The 19,593-nt window shown below is 47.1% G+C and carries 14 protein-coding genes; 5 read left to right on the plus strand and 9 right to left on the minus strand.

Annotation, left to right across the window (positions count from 1 at the left end; translation table 11 throughout):
- Positions 1-844 precede the first annotated feature (844 nt).
- Both QUA20_RS18135 and QUA20_RS18140 read right to left on the minus strand, forming a co-directional pair.
- A complete protein-coding gene (locus QUA20_RS18135; RefSeq protein WP_333190457.1) occupies positions 845-1,633 on the minus strand; it encodes an SDR family oxidoreductase in 789 nt (262 codons plus the stop codon).
- A gap of 211 nt (positions 1,634-1,844) precedes the next feature.
- Positions 1,845-2,750, minus strand: coding sequence for a nuclear transport factor 2 family protein (locus QUA20_RS18140; RefSeq protein WP_333190459.1), 906 nt, complete (start codon positions 2,748-2,750; stop codon positions 1,845-1,847).
- Between the two features lie 218 nt (positions 2,751-2,968).
- Between QUA20_RS18140 and murG the strand changes: the two genes are divergently transcribed.
- The gene (murG, locus tag QUA20_RS18145) at positions 2,969-4,033 is read left to right on the plus strand and encodes an undecaprenyldiphospho-muramoylpentapeptide beta-N-acetylglucosaminyltransferase (RefSeq protein ID WP_333190461.1); all 1,065 of its coding nucleotides are present in this window, start codon (positions 2,969-2,971) and stop codon (positions 4,031-4,033) included.
- Positions 4,034-4,085: 52 nt separating this feature from the next.
- Positions 4,086-4,700, plus strand: coding sequence for a hypothetical protein (locus tag QUA20_RS18150; protein WP_333190463.1), 615 nt, complete (start codon positions 4,086-4,088; stop codon positions 4,698-4,700).
- On the opposite strand, the gene ureG is transcribed toward QUA20_RS18150, so the two are convergent.
- The 4 genes from ureG to QUA20_RS18170 all read right to left on the minus strand — a co-directional run bounded on the left by ureG (position 4,697) and on the right by QUA20_RS18170 (position 7,553).
- The gene (gene ureG / locus QUA20_RS18155) at positions 4,697-5,299 is read right to left on the minus strand and encodes an urease accessory protein UreG (protein ID WP_333190465.1); all 603 of its coding nucleotides are present in this window, start codon (positions 5,297-5,299) and stop codon (positions 4,697-4,699) included. The two genes, QUA20_RS18150 and ureG, sit on opposite strands and share 4 nt — an antisense overlap.
- 50 nt (positions 5,300-5,349) lie before the next feature.
- Positions 5,350-6,063: an urease accessory protein UreF gene (locus QUA20_RS18160; RefSeq protein WP_333190467.1), complete on the minus strand. Its 714-nt coding sequence runs from the start codon at positions 6,061-6,063 to the stop codon at positions 5,350-5,352.
- A gap of 301 nt (positions 6,064-6,364) precedes the next feature.
- Positions 6,365-6,802: an urease accessory protein UreE gene (ureE, locus tag QUA20_RS18165; protein ID WP_333190469.1), complete on the minus strand. Its 438-nt coding sequence runs from the start codon at positions 6,800-6,802 to the stop codon at positions 6,365-6,367.
- A gap of 259 nt (positions 6,803-7,061) precedes the next feature.
- Positions 7,062-7,553, minus strand: coding sequence for a DUF4168 domain-containing protein (locus QUA20_RS18170; RefSeq protein ID WP_172184942.1), 492 nt, complete (start codon positions 7,551-7,553; stop codon positions 7,062-7,064).
- A gap of 889 nt (positions 7,554-8,442) precedes the next feature.
- Between QUA20_RS18170 and QUA20_RS18175 the strand changes: the two genes are divergently transcribed.
- Both QUA20_RS18175 and QUA20_RS18180 read left to right on the plus strand, forming a co-directional pair.
- Positions 8,443-8,868: a DoxX family protein gene (locus QUA20_RS18175; RefSeq protein ID WP_333190471.1), complete on the plus strand. Its 426-nt coding sequence runs from the start codon at positions 8,443-8,445 to the stop codon at positions 8,866-8,868.
- Complete coding sequence (locus QUA20_RS18180; RefSeq protein WP_333190473.1) at positions 8,865-9,380, plus strand: DUF4385 domain-containing protein; 516 nt, start codon at positions 8,865-8,867, stop codon at positions 9,378-9,380. Before QUA20_RS18175 ends, QUA20_RS18180 begins: the two co-directional genes overlap by 4 nt.
- Before the next feature lie 103 nt (positions 9,381-9,483).
- Here QUA20_RS18180 and QUA20_RS18185 read toward each other — a convergent pair whose 3' ends face one another.
- From QUA20_RS18185 to QUA20_RS18195, 3 genes are all read right to left on the minus strand, one after another.
- Positions 9,484-9,951 (minus strand): regulatory protein RecX, encoded by a 468-nt coding sequence (locus QUA20_RS18185; protein WP_333190475.1) that lies wholly within the window; start codon positions 9,949-9,951, stop codon positions 9,484-9,486.
- A 90-nt stretch (positions 9,952-10,041) separates the two neighbouring features.
- Positions 10,042-10,452 carry an AbrB family transcriptional regulator gene (locus QUA20_RS18190; RefSeq protein ID WP_172184952.1) on the minus strand — a complete coding sequence of 137 codons (411 nt, stop codon included), beginning with the start codon at positions 10,450-10,452 and terminating at the stop codon, positions 10,042-10,044.
- A 1,622-nt stretch (positions 10,453-12,074) separates the two neighbouring features.
- Positions 12,075-13,772 (minus strand): CHAT domain-containing protein, encoded by a 1,698-nt coding sequence (locus QUA20_RS18195; protein ID WP_333190477.1) that lies wholly within the window; start codon positions 13,770-13,772, stop codon positions 12,075-12,077.
- A 1,663-nt stretch (positions 13,773-15,435) separates the two neighbouring features.
- Here QUA20_RS18195 and QUA20_RS18200 point away from each other — a divergent pair.
- Positions 15,436-19,593 (plus strand): cadherin-like domain-containing protein (locus QUA20_RS18200; RefSeq protein WP_333190479.1); only part of this gene is annotated, 4,158 nt, incomplete at its 3' end.

Below are 19,593 nucleotides of genomic sequence, written 5' to 3' on the forward strand. Positions count from 1 at the left end.
CGAGGCGTACCTATTCCGGACAGTTTGAGAAAATTTGGGAAAATTCGTGGTTTGGGGTGCAATACGAAAAAAAAACCCCAAACCAGAATTGGCGGGGAGTTAATTAATCAGGGTGCATCTACCAATTAAGCTTCCTGAGAATTCGATCGCCATCCGGACAACCTCAAACTTTTTCAGCATCAGCGTCGATACCGCAAAAAAAAACCCCAAACCAAAATTGGTGGGGAGTTAATTAATCAGGGTGCATCTACCAATTAAGCTTCCTGAGAATTCGATCGCCATCCGGACAACCTCAAACTTTTTCAGCATCAGCGTCGATACCGCAAAAAAAAACCCCAAACCAAAATTGGTCGGGAGTTATTTAATCAGGGTGCATCTACTAATTTAATCTCCCGCCTCAAAACACCTCTTTCAGGACACTTTAGCCGAATGCGAAAATTTGTGGTGAGGGCGTGCGATCGACAAAAAAAACCCGGCCAAAATTGGTCGGGAGTTAATTAATCAGGGTGCATCTACTAATTTAATCTCCCGCCTCAAAACACCTTTTTCAGGACAATTTGACAGAATTTAGGAGAATTTGTGGCAAGGGCGTGCGATCGCCAAAAAAAACCCGGCCAAAATTGGTCGGGAGTTAATTAATCAGGGTGCATCTACTAATTTAATCTCCCACGTCACAGCACCTCTTTCAGGACAGTTTGGCAGAATTTTGGAGAATTTGTGGCTAAGGGTGCGATTGCCAAAAAAAACCCGGCCAAAATTGGTCGGGAGTTAATTAATCAGGGTGCATCTACCAATTAAGCTTGCTGAGAATTCGAGCGCAATCCGGACACTTACCACTAAAAACTCAAAACTCTTTTCGGTGAACCAGAGTTGCACTAGCTTGGTCTGTCGGAACTAGCAAGATTTCGCTAATATTGACGTGGGGCGATCGCGTCGCGCAAAAATACACGACATCGGCTACATCTTCAGCAGTCAGAGGTGTCAATCCTTGATAGACATTTTTTGCTTTTTCTGAGTCGCCGTGAAACCGGACATTGCTAAATTCTGTTTCCACCAAACCAGGCTCTATTTCCGTCACCCGCACTGCTGTTCCCAAAAGGTCTTGTTTCAGCCCTTCAGAAATAGCTCTCACTGCTGCTTTGGAAGCGCAATAAACATTGCCTTTCGGATAAGTTTGGCGGCCGGCTATTGAGCCGATATTCACTACGTGGCCGCGGCCTCGGCTTACCATTCCCGGCACGATCGAGCGAGTCATGTACAGCAAGCCTTTAACATTGGTATCAATCATTTCTTCCCAATCTTGAAAGTTGCCTTCGTGCAGTTTGTCTAAACCCCGGCTCAATCCCGCATTGTTAATCAGAATATCTATGCTTTTCCACGCATCGGGAAGCGCAGCTATCGCCGATTCGACTTGCGGGCGATCGCGCACGTCCAATTCTAGCAAGTAAATCTCGTTCGCCGACGCGATCGATTTTGTTTCTACAAGTTCCTTCGCCAGTCGATCGAGTTTTTCAAAGCGGCGGGCTGCTAAAATTAGTTTTGCTCCACCTTTGGCGAATATCTTGGCACAGGCTGCTCCGATACCGCTACTTGCACCTGTAATGAAAACAATTTGATTGTGAATAGAAATCATTTTTAATAATAAGGAAGATGTATTAACCTTTCTAGGGCGCAGAGAGGAAGGAAGAGGAACAAACTTAGTGTTTAGTTGGCATAAAATCAAGTCTGGTCAAATAACCATAATTCTTGTAGGGGCAGGTTTACCCGTTCTCTCCTTTGTATTAGAGATTTTACTTAACCCGCCACTACAGAAATTACCCAAATAACCAATAACACCTATTTTATTACTTGACAACCCGCAATCGCACACTAACCATTGCAATTCCGCCTTGTCGCATCAAAACTGCTGAAACCCAGCGATTTTCAGGGGTAGCCGGAGCTTTACCTACTTTAAAAATTCCCCCGGAATTTAGCAACTCCAGCTCGACTTCTGACGGATTAAAAAAGGTTTTTTCGCTAACGGGTTCCTCCAAAACAGTCCCTATTAAAATATCATCGCCGATCGGCTCTCGAACAATGGCATCAAAATGGTACTCTTCGCCCACCTTAACTTGCTCCGGCACATTCACTTCAATTGTGGGAGGATTTTGGCCAGAACTAAGCTGAGTTTGTTCTGCTAAAATCTCTTGCTTAACTATTTTTTCACCTTCAAAGCGCTGCTGAGAACGGATGGTAGCTTTGAGAGTTAATTCTCTGCCATCCTGTTTTTGAGTGCCGGAAATTGTAGTTACGGTTTCAGCGACAATGGCGCTACCTTCGGTGTTCCAAGATTTGATCTCGGTGCGGTAATTTAAACTCGGATATCTCTCCCAGAGTTGGGTGAGGGCTTTTGCCATGCTTTGGCTGTTTAAGCCGTCAGAATGAGTGAAGTTCTGGCTGTAAAATGCCATAACTGCTTTGACATCGCGCCGGTTGGCCGCTGCGTCAATTTCTGTTAGCAGTTTTGTGAGTGGGGCGGGCGCATTTGCAGGGGTTTGGGCGATCGTTCGGGGAGTCGCCGCGATCGCACCGATCGCTCTTGCTGCACTCGGATGCAACACGCCAGCACTTACCACTGTTAAACATAACAAGATTTGAGCGATCGACTGCCCGCAGTTAAAGCCAAAAACGATCGCCCGATCGGCTTTTTCCAGTCGTCGGCTGGAAAAATACTCAGATGCACTTGGCACTAAATTCAAAAAATTACGCATTAGGTGATAATTTGGTTATTTGTCAGGAGTCGTGGCGCGGGCAACTGTTCGCCTGCAACGACTCCTGACAACGGAAGGACGGACACGGCACAATCTAATTTTAGATTGCTGATTGATAATTGGCTGAAACTGCCGGAATAATAAGCATAATAATCTAAAACCTCAAATATAAAATCGCTCGACCTGTGGAACTTGTACTTGTAAAAGAAACAAATACCTTGACAAAAGCCCCCCTCCGGTTGTTGGTTGCAGCTAGCGGCACTGGTGGACATTTATTTCCCGCGATCGCCACCGCCAGTCAGTTGAACGACTGTCAGATCGAATGGCTGGGAGTCCCAGACCGCATGGAAACCCAGTTAGTTTCATCCCTTTACCCCCTCCACACGATCGCCGTCGAAGGCTTTCAGCAGCAATTTGGGCTCGGTACACTGCGAATTTTGGGCGGACTCGCCGGCTCGATCGTTCAGGTGCGGAAGTTGCTCAAAGCGGGAAATTTTCAGGGAGTTTTTACTACTGGCGGTTACATCGCAGCACCTGCTATTCTGGCGGCCCGTTCTTTGGGTTTGCCGGTGATTCTCCACGAATCTAATGCAATTCCGGGGAAGGTGACGCGCTGGTTTAGTCCTTTGTGCACTGCTGTGGCGATCGGATTTGAAGCAGCAGCCCAGCATTTACCCCGCGCGAAAACCGTGGTTGCTGGTACGCCCGTGCGATCGCAATTCCTCGCCCGCCAACCTTTAAATTTGCCAATTCCTGACAGTGTACCTGTAATTTTAGTCATGGGCGGCTCTCAAGGTGCTGTCGCCATCAATCAGTTAGTGCGCCAGTGTGCTCCGGCTTGGTTTGATGCTGGTGCTTGGGTGGTTCACCTGACAGGAAATAATGACCCGGAGGCTGAGAGTTTAAAACACGAGCAATATTTGTCTATGCCATTTTACGACAATGTGGCGAGCTTATTGCAGCGAGCAAATTTAGCAATTAGTCGATCGGGCGCGAGTGCTCTAACAGAATTAGCAGTGACTGGAGTACCTTCTATTTTAATTCCTTTTCCTCACGCCGCTGACGACCACCAAAGATTTAATGCGGAAGTATTTGCTAAAGCCGGCGCCGCTGTGGTATTCCGTCAAAGCGAACTGACAGCAGAGGTATTGCAAAGCAAAGTGTTGTATTTGTTAAGAGATTCCGAATACTTGGAAAAAATGTCTAAAGCTGCTGCTCAATTAGCGGTTAGAGACAGTACAGAACGTTTGGCTAATTTGGTGAGGGAATTGGTGGTGCGGTAGGGAGTGTTAAAGTAAATAGGCGATCGATAATTTGTAACCCGGAGAAAGTCAAATGGCATACAGTGACTTTAATTTAGACAGAGTTTTGAAAACCTTTGACTTAGCTTATTCTGAAATAGTTGAAATCTTCACTCCTGCACCAGAGTTAGAGTACAGCAGATTACTGACCGAAACTTTGCAAGAAAATCTGCCTGTAGCTCTCGGTAGCAATACAGAAAAATCGCGTTCGGAACTGATTATCGCGCCGATTTTAATGGAATTGAGAAAACTTTTGCACCATCGCGTGAGCTTATTTTCTGGCATTGATTTTACTGTAGATGCTGAAAGAGGGCTGAATGGGAATTGTGATTTTTTGATAAGTCGATCGCCAGAATTGTTGATTGTAAAAGCCCCAGTCATTGCTATTGTAGAGGCTAAAAAGGAAAACATTAATTCTGGATTGGGACAGTGTATAGCTGAAATGCTAGCAGCTAAAATCTTCAACGAGCGCGAAGGTAATGAGATTACCACAATTTATGGGGCTGTCACTACAGGAGATAGGTGGAAATTCTTAAAACTCGAAGGACAAGCGGTTTTTGTTGAGACAACCGAAACTTTGCTTACCAATTTGGGTAAAATTTTGGGAATTTTAGCATTTGGAATGGACGATCGCGCGCTTAATCCCTAATTCTCACCAATATTCAACTTAACAAAGTTAACTACCGATTCTAATCCTTCCTTTGTCTTCAAGTTAGTAAAAACAAAAGGTTTATCGTTTCGCATTTTTTTAGCGTCTCGTTCCATCACGCCTAAATCTGCTCCTACATAAGGTGCGAGGTCTGTTTTATTAATTACTAACAAATCAGATTTAGTAATTCCTGGGCCGCCTTTGCGCGGAATTTTATCGCCCGCAGCGACATCGATTACGTAAATTGTTAAATCTACTAACTCGGGGCTAAATGTTGCCGCCAAATTGTCGCCGCCGCTTTCGACAAATACTAAATCTAAATCAGTGAATTTGTGTTCTAACTCTTCTATAGCTACTAAGTTAATGGAAGCATCTTCGCGGATGGCTGTGTGGGGACAGCCTCCCGTTTCTACGCCCAAAATTCGATCGCTCTCTAAAGCTTGACTCCGAACCAAAAACTGTGCATCTTCCTGAGTATAGATATCATTAGTAACAACCGCAATCTGGTACTGCTGCCGCAGCGACTTGCACAAAGCATCAAGTAAAGCAGTTTTCCCCGAACCAACTGGCCCCGCAATTCCTACACGAAAAGCACCCATAGCGATTTTAGATTTTAGATTTTAGATTTTAGATTTTAGATTTTAGATTTTCAACTGCGAAACAACCGAGTGTACTGAGTTTCGTGCGCCATGCTAGCTAGGCCTAATCCCCAACTGCAACTAGCAATATCATCATCTTCTAATTTTAAAACTTCTTGCGCGGTACAGCTAATTTGAGACTGCAAATCTAACAGTAACTGTTGACCGGCTGTTTGACCGAGGGGAATCAGTTTCACGCCCGCACTCGCCAAATTGGCAGCCCAACTGTACAAATATCCTAACACGGCGGCTTCCTCTTCAATCTGCCAGTTGGCGGCGGCAATGCCAAAGCCGATCGCAAAATTGCACGGATTGCCGCCAAATTCCACCAAATCTTTTACACTTGTTGTTAACTCAGAAGCAACGGGCGATTCCCTGCGGGATAGCTTCGCTTCACGCAAATCTAGCAGCAACCTGACCAAAGTCCGCCCCATTTGCCAACTTTGCAAGCGCAACTCTTCTGTTTCCTTAGCAGCAGTCGCCCAAGCATTCCAGTAATTCAAAGCGGTCAAATCCCCAATCTGGGCTGCCCTCAAAGCCCGTACCACCACAGCGGCTTCTACTCGAACAGCCCCGAATTGCAGCGAATTTTCTAACCAATTCCTCAAAGTAATCTCGCTGTCGATCGCACCGGTTTCTACCAGACTTTCGATTCCCTCAGAATAACTATAAGCTCCCACAGGTGCAAAAGCTAGCTGCAACAAAGATAAAAGTTGATTGTTCACTGTTGACTGTTGACTGTTGACTGTTGACTTCTTGCTTCTTGAATGGCCGAAAGCAATTTAGTTATAAGCCCTCGGATTCATCGGTAGGAGTAAATCTAAAATCTAAAATCTAAAATCTAAAATCTAATTGAATGGCCGAAAGCAATTTAGTCATAAGCCCTCGGATTCATCGGTGGGAGTAAATTTAAAATCTAAAATCTAAAATCTAAAATCTAATTGAATGGCCCAAACCAATTTGGTCATAAGCCCTCGGACTCATCGGTGGGAGCAAATCTAAAATCTAAAATCTAAAATCTAAAATCTAATGGCTGTGCCCGTAAGCGCCCATTTCCGGCTGAAACGGCACAATTTCCTCTGTTACTTCCAAACCCATTTTTTCGAGCATTCCCTGCAACACAGAGTCGGGAGAAAGCCTTAAATAATTATCGGCAACTTCTAAAGCTACGTGACGGTTTCCTAAATGATAAGCCGCCCGCATCAGTAGCAGCGGACTTGATGCCCGCGCTGTCAGCACCGATTCGGGTTTTGCACTTACCAGTACCAAACAGCTACCGTCTTCCGACTGCAATAAATCTCGATCGCGCAGTACCGTACCTCTTGGCAAACTCAGGTGCAGCTTTTCCCCCGTCTCTGTCTCGAATCGGTGGCGGCTGCGAGTGCGATCGTCGGCTGTCATTGGTAAAGTAAAGCTGACAATAGCATCGGGATTTGCAGGCAAATAGTTTGTGAAAGTTAGCATTTTTATATTCTATTCTTCAGAGCAATTCACTGCACATCTAGTTTTTGAGGAATATTTTTTGCTCTTTAATTGGAATTTACACCTAGTGGGAAAATAGTCATCTCTCTAAACCGCTCCCGTTTTTATCTTAATACCAAATTTTGGTTGTTTTGTCAAGCACTTTATTACAGACGATCGCCATTTTTTCAAAAATTTTTGCATACCGTCTAGTCACTCGAACAATCGAACGGGAGAGGAAGAAAGAATCAAACCCTCAAGCTTATTGATTGCCCGCTTGTTGCAGCCGCAGCAGTTCCGCTTGAATTCGCTGTTTGACTGCCGGATTCGCTTGCTGGAGCAAAGTGAGCTGGTTGAAGCGACTAACTGTCAAACCATTGGTTTCGATAACTTTTTTAGCTTGTTGGCAGTAATTCACCGCGATACCGCGAACATTTCCAGACAACCTATTAATTTCCTGAGTTTCGTTGCACACTACTCTGGGAACCGAGCCCCCAGCCATTCCTTTAATTTCGTTAAAAGCTTCCACCCGTCTGGGTTCTATTGCCAACACAGCGCGAGCGTAGCTAGTAATTTCCTCGCTGCTAATCTCTTGAGCTTGGGCTGCAGCTCCGAAAACGAGGTTTGGGGATTGTCCGTACAAACCGGGCGCCCATCCGCTAGCCAAAGCTGCTGCAGAAATGATGCCAAGCAACAGCGATTGTCGCAGCATCCGGTTTATGCCAAATGTAGAGGTGTTCAGTGAGGTGTTCATGGTCGTCGGTGATTGCTTGCGTGTAGATAAAAATGACACAGCGCTTGGAGGCTCAATCTTTTTGAATAATGTGCAGGCTAAAAAGTTCCTGCCATTGGTGACAATTTTGAATTCCAGCAGGATAATTTGGGAGTTGCTATGGCGATCGAGTTTTTAGCAAATTCGATCATTTGATCAATTGTAACATCTGTAGGAAGTTGACAAAACCCCAAATAGAGACGCTTATTTTAATTACAGAGTGTTTCCGAATTGCCTCTCCAAATAATTCTCAAAGCGAAAATCTTAAATAATCCTTAAAGTTATTGACAAATTACTCGCATTAATTAGTCTAATCAAGGTACGTGCGAGCGAAGCTATCTTCCCGCACGGGTTCCCGTTCCCCGTAGGGGTTCCCGTAGGGTAGGGTAGGGAATCGCCTGCAAGGCAAGCTCAAATTTAGAAGCAATCGCACTCATCAATTCCCTGGATGATTTAATGTTAAGCCCAGGCGCATTTGTCGATCGAGAAAATCCCCCTGGTTTGGCTGCTGACTGAGCCCTAGCCGGAACCAAAAATCAGGTTTTACTACCCGAAGATAGAGACAGCAGCAGGGGACTAGACATTAAAATCCTGGTATCAAAATGCGCGCTATCTGTTTTCGGCAGTCAACGCGCAGGCTGTCGATTCGAGTTCTCGCTTCCTCTAGTTTGGGGCTGAGAAAACTTGTCAGGGACTTACCCAGAAACCAGGTTTTTCTACTAAACAAGATCCTTTCAGCCACCAGCAAGAGTAGACAAACCCGGAAAGCTAGAATTTTTGTGTCTGAGTTTTCTTGTCATCTCGATCCCAGATAGCCAATTTTTGCAAGCATTATCGCAGCAAGTTAACAATTATTAATTACCGATTGCCCATGAAAAGTCAAAAAGAAATTTGGCGAGTTATCCTCGCAGTAGCTATCAATATTGTAGGCGTGCTGCACTTTGCAGTACCCGCACCTTTTATCAGAATCGTGCCGCCCCAGCTTCCTTACCCGGAAGCCTTGGTTTATATCAGCGGTTTTTTCGAGATTTTGGGAGGAATTGGGCTGTTAGTTCCTCCTGTCAGCAGGGCGGCTGCGTGGGGATTAATTGCCTTGTTTATTGCCGTGTTTCCAGCTAATATCAATCAAGCCGTCAACAACATTCCGATAGAAGGGATTCCCCACAACCAATTACTGTATTGGTTCAGGCTGCCTTTTCAAGCTGTCTTGATTGCTTGGGCTTGGGTTTATACTCAACCAGACGAAGGTAAACCCCGGGCTTCTATAATTCCAGATAAAACAGAAAATGCCCAATGAAGCAGTTCGACTACTCTTTGGATTTTAAGAACATCGACTTTCGACAGCACCCGGAACTTTATCGGGTAGGGAAAGGAGAACAGGGAGTGCTGTTGGTGGAACCCTACAAAGGAGAAATTCTGCCTTTCTGGAGATTTAAGACTCCTGAAATTGCCAGGGAATCCAGCAGCAAAATTTACTCCTTGTTTTTAGAGTATCTCGATCGCGAAGATTTTGTGGGAGCCGACATGGCTCGCAAGTTCTTACAGATGGGCTACACTCGATCGCGTCGCTACGCCAACCACAAAAGCGGCCGAAAATACCAGCAAAACCCTCAAAAGCTGAAGTCTGTTGCAGAGCAAAGCGCAGCTCGAAAAAATATTTTGCCGCTACAAGCAGATCCGGTGAAAGCAGAATCCGCCGCCATTTTTCAAGAGAAATGGATGCTGGCCAAAAGCAACGAGAAATATCTCCAGCTTTTAGCCAGACACCGGCAGATGTACGAATCTTATTTAGTCAAGTCTGAGGATTGACATACAGTTACAAAAACTCAGAACTCACAATTTAGCCCCCAGCCAGCAGTGCAGTTGTCCTTGACTATCTGGGGGCCGCATCGATCGAGGGTTGTCCTATAACTTACTCATCTTCTTCTTCCGCCTGCCACTGCCGCCACATTTCAAAGGCATTAAAGCCCCTGTATTGCAGGTAATTCAAGACTTTTCCCTTGGTTTTCGGATCTGCTTTAGCCAAAGTATCGATCTTGTATTTGCGCATGACTTTGGCTTTTAATTCGGCCAGTTTTTCTGCTTCGGAGTCCTGATTTTCGGGAATTTCTTCTTCCCAGACTTGCTCGAACAAATCGCTGGTAATTCCTTTTTGCAGGCACTTGCGCTTGATGGCGGACTTCCCGTATTTGCCTGCTGCAGAGGCGATCGAGTTTGCCACCAAGCGAGTGTCGGACTGATAGCCCCGGTCTTGAATTTGCGCGATCGCCTCCAATATTTCCTCATTGCCAAAACCTTTCTCTTGCCCCTTTTTGCGAAGTTCAGAGGCACTGTAATCTTTGCGGGACAAGAGAAAATAGAAATAGTCAAGACAGCTCATCAGTTAAATCGAAGGGTGGCGCGCAAATACTCGTGTAGCGAATGCCAAATCCAGTCGCCTTGCTATCGGCTGACTGCATCGCGATCGCCTCTATTCTTCTGTATCCTCCTCTTCATCATCCACATCCACATCCGGTCTGTCCACATCGATCTGAATCAAGCGAATGTGCTTGTATCCGAGTTTAATTTCAAACTCGTCTCCCGGCTTTAATCCCATTTCTTGGGTATAATTTGCCCCGATCACGATCGAACCATTCTTGTGAACGCTAGCTCGATAACTCGCTTCTCGCCCGCGTCCGTCTGCTTTCGACTTCTCTAGCTCAATGCCCTTAGCAGCTAACACTGCATCGTAAAACTCAGCCAGATTAATCCGGGTTTCTCCACTTTTGCTGACCGTGAAGTAGCCGCAAAGCTTTGCAAGTTCTCTGCGCGGCAAATCGCTGCCTTTGATTTTTTGAAGCAGACCTTTTCCTGTTAAGGGTGCTGTAGCTGTTTCTGCCATTGACCGTACCTCGCTTATTGGACTTTACTTATATCAATTACAACACATTAGATTAACTTTGTTTCACTGTCAATACTAAGAATTCTGAATATTAAGATTCTGGATAAATTTCTGCGACCTCAAGACCGGGTGTGCAAGTAAGGATGCTCGAAGGGCGATCAATTTGCTCCTCGCGGCTCAAATGCTTGCCTAAGCCTCGGAGCGATCGGGCAGGGAATTATTGTCGCAAATTAAATGCTTTACTTTTTTACAGTAAAGTCTGTTCCCTGCATTCACCAATGTCCGATCGTGTCTGCGGTCAAGGTAAAAACAACACAGCCATGAATCGAAATACCTAGAGTGCTGCCACTGCAAATCTGCCGAAAGCATTTACCTGCGCGGGGTTAACTTTTACCTCAACAAGGCGAGGCAGCACTTGTTCTCGATGCCGCTGCCAGCTACTTCCAAAACCAGTTTACAAAAAGAATCCAACTGTAGGCAAGCTCCAAACCCTTATGGAATAAGTCATTCCCAATTCTTCAATCTAAAATCTAAAATCTAAAATCTAAAAAGGTATAAACCCTGTTTTTCTGGCGGCAAATCCCCTCACAACCCCAAATACCAACGAGCAATCTTCTATTAAGGTGTTCGGCATATAACTTGCAGAGAAAGCAGTCTGGGGAAGGCAATCAGGTAAAAATTGAAGGAAATTTCACCTGTTCGTTGAACGGGTTTAACCTAAAACCCGGCTCAATGGGCGCGGCGGCATAAACATCACGCAGGCACCAGGAGGGGAATAGTTTTGATCGGGCGAGATTGCTTCGCGAATCTTAACGCTTCGCCGCGTATCAGTAGATTTCCAGGGGCAACTCGGGAAAATCTTCCTCCTCCGGCCCCAAGCCAGAAAATTTGAGGTTCTTTCCACAGGGGAATTGAAAAAGACCGAGTTAAATGCACAACAGCTTAAATGTTTCATGCACTACAAATTATCAGCAGTTCCCGGGATGGAGTTTCGGTGTAAATCTACTGGTTTCCACTCGTAGCCGGCAAACTGCCAGACTCTCAAAATTTATGCGCAAGCTGTAGGGGCACGTCAAACTCACCACCACTTGCACAATTACTTATTGTGAAATATAGTAACCACCCTGACGGTGAGGAAGTTTTTAATTGTTGCAGCTCTTGCTTTTATTGTCTTGTACCGAATGACCAATGCTCGGGCTGCCGAATCAGCCAGCCCAAAAACGGATACAAGTCACCGACTCCTGTCGTGGAGAAATCAAAATTTTAGATTTTTGTTCAAGATCCCAGATTTATCTGTGGAGTAAATCTAAAATCTCAAATCGTTCGACTGAGCGCTGATGCCGAAGTCTAAAATCTCAAATTGACTGACGAATTCTATATTAAGTAGTCCCGGACTTACTCTATCGACGAGAAACCCATTTTCTTCCTAGATGTGGAGGTTGCCTAGCTTCTGATGTTGGGTAGAAACCAGTTTGATGAGCGTAAGTCCGAGATTCGATCGAGCAGCATACTTTTGATAACTTTTCCAGCGGCAGCCGTGAGCCAATTGCCAGCAACAACCTCCGCCAGTTTGGAGTCATGGCAAGCGGGCCCAAACTCAGCACTGACGGAGGTTGTTGCTTTTAGTGGCGTTCTTGCAGGTAATTTTGCGACAGGGGAGTCCGTACCGCCGGCAGTAACTCTTCTGGTTTCGTGTCTCGCTGGTGCGAGTACCGCCACCCAAAAAAGCCTGCACTCAAAGCAACCGGCAACAAGCAAAGCACCAGGACCACAGATTTTTTCAATCCCGGTTTTTTTAACGGTTTCTGAGCCGGTGCCACAGGGGAAATTTCTTGGATAACCGAAGAGTCAGGATTATTAATAGAGGACGGCGAAGCCGTCGGTGAGTTCGGTGAATTAGCAGCCTCGTGCCGATCGTTCTGGTGAACCCAATCCCTGCACTCTTTTAATGGGTCAGGAAAATATTCCCAGACTTCGCCGTCAGAACTGTCTGAATCATGCGATCTATTGGCTGTCGCCGGGTATTGGGCGATCGCCGAGAGCGAAGGTGGCGCATTCCATTCTGTACCCGCGAGAGCCGGCTGCGTTCCCGACGCGATTATTGGCACCCGAGACCCGGATGCCGCGCCTTGGGCTGGGGCGCCGGTCAGATAGCCGTCAAAGTCCGGGTGCTGGTAGAGAATGGGCAAAGCCCAGTATAACTGGTGAGAACCGTAGGCAGAAATTAGCCCGGCTCTGGCTCGACTCAGGCTGAGATCGACTGGATAGCCTTGATTGAGGTTGCGGTAAAACAGCCGCGTGAGAGTTAGGGCTACATCGTCGGGGATGCTTTCTGCCATTGCTAGCACTGCCGGAATGCCCCGCTTGACTAGAGCTTCGGTTAAGTTGCGTTCCGGGCTGTCGTCCGCGAGGTTTGAGGGGTCGCCGTAGGCGCCGCGGCAGGAGTTGAACACGGCCATCTGAATACCGTTGTTAACGAGCAATCCAGCTAAGTCGTCGCCACTCAAGGTTTCGGTTAAGCCGGTGCGGCTGCTGACTAGGTAGAGTTCCCCACCTCTGGAACCTAAGTTGCTGTGGCCTGCGTAGTGCAGGACTTGGTAGTGTCCTTGTTCTAGGGCTTGGGTAAGTTGTTCTCGATCGGGCTGTTCGAGAATAGTCAGTTGAATTTCCGGGGAGTGAGGGCTGTTTTTGAGAGGGTTAGCGGTGCGGTTTTGGAGTTCTTGTTGCAGGTGAAGCACTTCTCGCTTGAGCTGCAAGCTGTCTCGATCGCTCGGAGAGGCGATCGCCATTAAAATTTTTAGCGGCCCGCCACTGGGCAGTATCCGGGTTTGTTTGAACAAACTTGTACCTGGTTGGTAGCGGGAAAACACGACATCGGTGCCGGTTGCCAAAGGGCGATCGCCGGCGTGCAGAACTTCCCACGGCAGCCGCGGCAAGTGCCGGCCTTTGAGTCCGAGTCGCAGTTGCAGCACTTCTCGGCGGTGCTGGGCGATGCCTTGAGCGCAAGTCCAGCTATCGCGCAAGTTTCCTTGAAACAGCCCGCTGTATAATTGTTGCCCGAGGGCTACTAAATTCGGCGCTGAGTTGTTTCCCGAGCGCGAGATTCCGCGACCAGGCAAACTGGTTCCCTGTAATGCTTTTCCTTGGAGCAAGCCCACCAGCGGGTCGTTCATCAGTTGAGCAGACAGTGCAAGCCATTCGTCGATCGGCCAGCGGACTTGTTCTTCTGCTAAGGGTACACCGGGTGCAACCCTTTCTGTCCGCACTAGATATTCGTCGTCCCCAACTGGGGTGACTGAGAGTTGAAATTCCTGGCTCACGGATTTAGCGCCCTCCCGCCTTAATTCTGAATTTGCCTGCGTTTTTGCGGCTAGCAATAGCCATCGGCAAAATTATTTTTACTCTTTCAATCAAAGTTTCTGAATGCGCTTCCCCCGATCGGGCGAACGCTGGGGTCAAATATATTTGTTCAAACACTTTGAGGCTATAAAAGTTGTACTTTAATAACAGTTTATTAGTTTTTATTGCCCTGTGGCTCAGTGAAAGCCGAAATTTCTCGAATCTTGCTATCTTTAACATTTTGCACCTCTACCGCAGACCCCTTTAGATTCGTCGCGAACTTGAGTTTCTCATTGCTGAGTAAAGTTAAATTGGAAGCACTTTACCAGGCGGATCTCTAGTTCTTATTAAAATTACTTCGGCTCTCGCCAACCGGTTTCAGGGCAATATCGGAGACAAAGTTGAGTATTTTTTTTTTTTTTCGATCTGTCGATCGGCCCTTAGCGCTTATCCTGTACCAGCAACCCCCCATCTGAAATCTTGATTTTGTGTCAATTAATTAATTGGTCAGCCCTGGCTCCTCATCCGTAAGCGATCCACCCTCATCCGTAAGACCTCTGTGGCGATCCGTAATCGATAGTTGACCCTCGATAATTGCTAATCGAGCATTGCTAATTTACCACTTTTATGTTATTTGTTTTTTTATTTAACTGTCTTAATCTAGTTAAAGTTAAGCAGGAAAAATAAAATTAAGGAGCCAAGAATTCTCAACTATACAACCGCTATCAAATTATTCCTGTCCTCTCAAGCAACAATCATTTTTATCATCTAGAGGACTAAGCCTCATCAAGCTGGTTTCTAGGAGAAATATTTGATTTGGCAGCGAAGCCTCTACAAAACAACTGGTTTTCTCAGGATCGCCCTGCGTCAGTCCCGCTCGAAATGCGGAGCGAACTTACAACTTTAACCCAAAATAACTCCTGCGTTTATTCCTGTTAGTTTCTAAACCTTACAATCTGTCTTGCCATAAATAGATTTTTGCAGAGCTATTTTTGTATATCAAAATAAATACTATTTCAGTTTGCTCGCCTCGGTAAAATCGAGAGACAATTCTGCGACTGAAAATTAAAACAAATATTTGCCCGGGCGAACAATCTAAATTTCTAATTAGTCATCGGGAACTAAAGTTAGGAGGGTGTAGTCCTTTAGTTAAAGAAGCTCAAATCCTAAGTCAGGGAAGGGTTTGTCCGAGCTGGGAGTGTTACAAAAATTTAATGCACCCAGGCTCAATCGCAAGAAAAGCAAGGGTAAAATTGTGGGGATCGAGGTTTTGGGGAGTTGTAAGTTGCGAGTTTAAGTTCAGCTAATTCACTGTAGAAATTACGTAGAAAATCTACAATTAAGGGCACTTCGGCGCAGCTTAATGTAGAAATTACGGAGAACATCTCAAATGCTAGGCGCTTCGGCGCAGCACTTACAGTGTAAATGGCGGATCAATTAATTTTGGTGCGCAATGGCAGAAAATCAAACTCGCAAATGAGAAAAAAAACCTTGCAGTTTAAGTGGCATCTATAATAGTAAAGATGAGGACATCAGCCCCTCTAGCAGGCGAAATCATGAAGTTATAATTTTTTTCTTCTGCTGCCTCCTGCTTACTGATAAATTGATTGTAAGAAGCTCAAACGTTTTTGGTAAATATCCAGAATGGAAGAAGAACAGTTGTTAGAAAATGTATCGGGAACACTTTTTCCCGATCGAGATGAAACACAAATTCCTGTCGAGGATTTCGACAACAATACCCCTGAGATGTCCGACGACGAGTTAGCCGAGTTAATTAAGGTAGCGATCGGAGAAAACGGTGGCAGCACCGCCGATAACGGTCAAGTTGCGGATAACAGCAACATTGCTGAATTTAACGCCGTACCCCAAGAAGATGCGGGCGACACAGATGACTTAGATGATGGCAACGGCATCGATCGCCGCCGAACCCTATTCGGTACTGATGACGATGACGTAATTGTCGCCACCGGCGCTAACGAGGAGATATTCGGCAAAAAAGGCCGAGACACAATCAAAGGAAACCCTGGCAAAAAAAATAAAATTTACGGGGGTAAAGGTGACGACGATTGCGAGGGCGGCGATGACGACGATGAAATAAAGGGCGATCGCGATAAAGACAACGTTAAGGGCGGCAAAGGCGACGACAAACTTAACGGCGGTAAAGATAACGACAGCCTTTTTGGCGGTACCGGCAACGACACCTGCGAAGGCGATGACAGCGATGACTGGGTGCACGGTAACGAAGGCGACGATGACGTTAAGGGCGGCACCGGCAGCGATACCGTCTACGGCGGCAAAGGCGACGACGATTGCGAGGGTGGCGAAGGCAACGATAACGTCAGGGGCGATCAGGGCAAGGACAACGTTAGCGGCGGCGACGGCAACGATACCGTTAACGGCGGCAAAGATAACGATACCGTTAACGGCGGTGCCGGCAGCGACAACTGTGCAGGCGACGACGGCGACGATACCGTGATGGGCGGCGACGGCGACGATACCGTTAACGGCGGTGCCGGCAGCGATAACTGTGCAGGTGACGACGGCGACGATACCGTGATGGGCGGCGACGACGACGATACCGTGATCGGCGGTGGCGGCAGCGACAACTGTGCAGGCGACGACGGCGACGATAGCGTTAGCGGCGGTGACGGTGACGATACCGTGATGGGCGGTGATGGTGACGATACCCTCATTACTGGCGACGGCAATGACATGGCAGACGGCGGCGGCGGCGACGATACGCTGATGGGCGGCGGCGACGGCGACGATACGCTGATGGGCGGCGACGGCAACGATACGCTGATGGGCGGTACTGGCAACCATACCTGTGTCGGCGGTGCTGGATCTGACGTTTATGTCGTGAGTAACAGTACCTCTGGGGCAAGTGCAGTCATCACTGACTTCGCAGACAACGAGGACAAGTTTCTGCTGTTTGGTGATTTGAACTTTAGCAGCTTGACCTTTATACAAGTCGGTGGCAATACCGAAATTCGGGTCAATAACTTCGCGCTGGCGCTATTGTTGAATGTCAACGCAACGCTGATCGATGCTGGCGACTTTTTGGGAGTTACTGGTTCAACTCCAACTCCAACTCCAACTCCAACTCCAACTCCGAACCCCATTTTTAACCCTCCGCGAGTGGGAACTAATAATAGCTTGACTGCTGGTTCCAGCGGCAGCGAGCAAACTATTACTTCTGAGTTGTTGAGTTTTGTCGATGCCCAGCAAGGTCCTAGCAACATAGTCTTCAAGCTAACCGAGCTGCCCGCGACTACAACCGGCCAACTATTCTTTAAGGGAGTCGCGGTAACACAAGTCGGTTTTACCTTCTCTCAAGCAGACATTAACGCAGGCTTGTTAACTTTCAAAGCGGCATCCGGTTTTATCGGTGCCGCTAGTTTTGGTTTTGAAGTTAGCAACGGCAAAAACGTTGTCACCGGCCAGCGTTTTAGCTTGAAAATCGAGCAAAATGTCTTTAAGTTTGCTGGCACTACACAATCTCAAGTTATTGTCGGTTCGGCGACGCTGGATAACGACATAGAAGGCGGCGATGGTGACGATAACATTACAGGCGGTAAGCTCAAAGACAAAATCATCGGCGGCAAAGGCAAGGACACAATTAAAGGCGGGGATGGCGATGACGATATCGACAGCGGGGATGACGATGACGATATCGAAGTCGGTAAAGGCAAACACAAAATAAAAGCAGGCAAAGGCAACGACAAAGTTAAAGCCGGAGATGGCGATGACGATATCGACGGCGGCGATGACGATGACGATATCGACGGCGGTAAAGGCAAAAACACACTAAAAGGAGGTTTGGGCAAGGACAAACTTAAAGGCGGCGATGATGATGACGATATCGACGGCGGCGATGACGATGACAATATCGAAGCTGGCATCGGCGATGACACAGTAATAGGCGGTGCTGGGAATGACACCTTAACTGGAAATGATGGCGATGACGCTATCGAAGGCGGCCTAGGAACCAATACTATAAGTGGGGGTCTTGGGAAAGATCGCTTTATTTACCGCACTTCCCGCCAAGAGATTCAAACAGTTGTAGAAGCTGACTTAATTACTGACTTTAATGTCGATGACGATCTTTTAGAGCTTTCTACCGCAGCTTTTGGTAATCTCACCGTTGCTAGCTTGACTCGACTGGAGATTACTGCTAGTTCTACTGTTGGGTCGATCGGCAGCGCTAATTTACTGGACTTCACCGCGGATATCACTGTTACCAGCATCGCGTCTTTGCAAGCGCGGTTTGCAGCTTTGGGTGGCAACCCAGACGCGCCTACTTTCTGTCAGTTTACAGATGCCACTACCGGTCGTTCTGTGCTGGTATTTGCTATTGGGGCGCGCTTTGAAATTGTCACCAGTTTCTCGGTGAACATTCGCCTGCAAGTCAGTAACTTTGTCTTCACCGGCACGCCACTAAATATTCCTGTCGGTACTGCTGGCCCTGACAATGTGGATTTCGGCACTTATCCGGCTGCAGTTAATTTCGATGGTTTAGCAGGCGATGACAAGATTGTCGGCAGCAATTATAACGATACCCTCAAGGGCGGCGACGGCAACGATACCATCACCGGCGGCCTCGGTTTGGATGTCATAAGCGGTGGCAGTGGTGCGGATCTGTTTGTTTACAGGACAACTAAAGAAGGCGGCGATAAAATTTCCGACTTTACTGTTGGGGTAGACAAATTCGAGTTTAGCGCGAGCGCTTTCGGTAATTTGACGACGACTAACTTTGACGGTGTTAGCGGGGTTTCTCCTGACATTACTGGCAAAGAGTTAGTGATTTTCACCGGCGGCAGTTATGCCTCTTTGGAAGCTGCACAAGCGTCTGCCGTAGGCAATTCTACAACTGCTGGTTTCTTCGCATTTACTAATGCCTCGAACGAGACTGTGTTGTATTTTGACTCGAACGGTACTGTAGCCGGTGGTTCTACCTTGATTGCGAATCTGGGTACTGCTACTACCAATCTGGGAACGGCGGACTTTGTATTTACAGGTACGATCGCATCTCCTGCGACTGGTACTACTGCCAACTCAGGCAGCGTTGTCGATTTAACTGCGGCTGGGAACACTTACCCGACCGACTTTAACAATTTCGGTTCAGGTGCTGGCGGTTACAACTTCACTACTCCTGTCTTGTTTACCGGAGATGCGACTGCTAACAGCGTCACTGGTACTGAATTTGCTGACATCTTCAGCGGCGGTTCTGGTGCAGATATTCTGACTGGCGGTGCTGGTGCGGATCTGTTTGTTTACAAAGCAGCAGGCGAAGGCGGCGATACGATTACCGACTTTACCTCTGGAACTGACAAATTCCAGTTTAGCGCGAGCGAATTCGGCAATTTGACGACGACTAACTTTGACGGTGTGACGGGTTCAACTCCGGACATTACTGGCAAAGAGTTAGTGATTTTCAGCGGCGGCAGTTATGCCTCTTTGGAAGCTGCACAAGCGTCTGCCTTGGGCAATTCTACAACTGCTGGTTTCTTCGCATTTACGAATGCCTCGAACGAGACTGTGTTGTATTTTGACTCGAACGGTACGACAGCCGGTGGTTCTACCTTGATTGCTAATTTGGGTACTGCTACTACCAATCTGGGAACGGCGGACTTTGTATTTACAGGTACGATCGTATCTTCTGGGTCTGGTACTACTGCCAACTCAGGTAGCGTTGCCGATTTAACTGCTGCTGGGAACACTTACCCGACCGCATTTAACAATTTCGGTTCTGGTGCTGGCGGTTACAACTTCACTACTCCTGTCTTGTTTACCGGAGATGCG

The sequence above is a fragment of the Microcoleus sp. Pol7_A1 genome (genome assembly GCF_036701085.1).
Lineage (GTDB): Bacteria > Cyanobacteriota > Cyanobacteriia > Cyanobacteriales > Microcoleaceae > Microcoleus > Microcoleus asticus.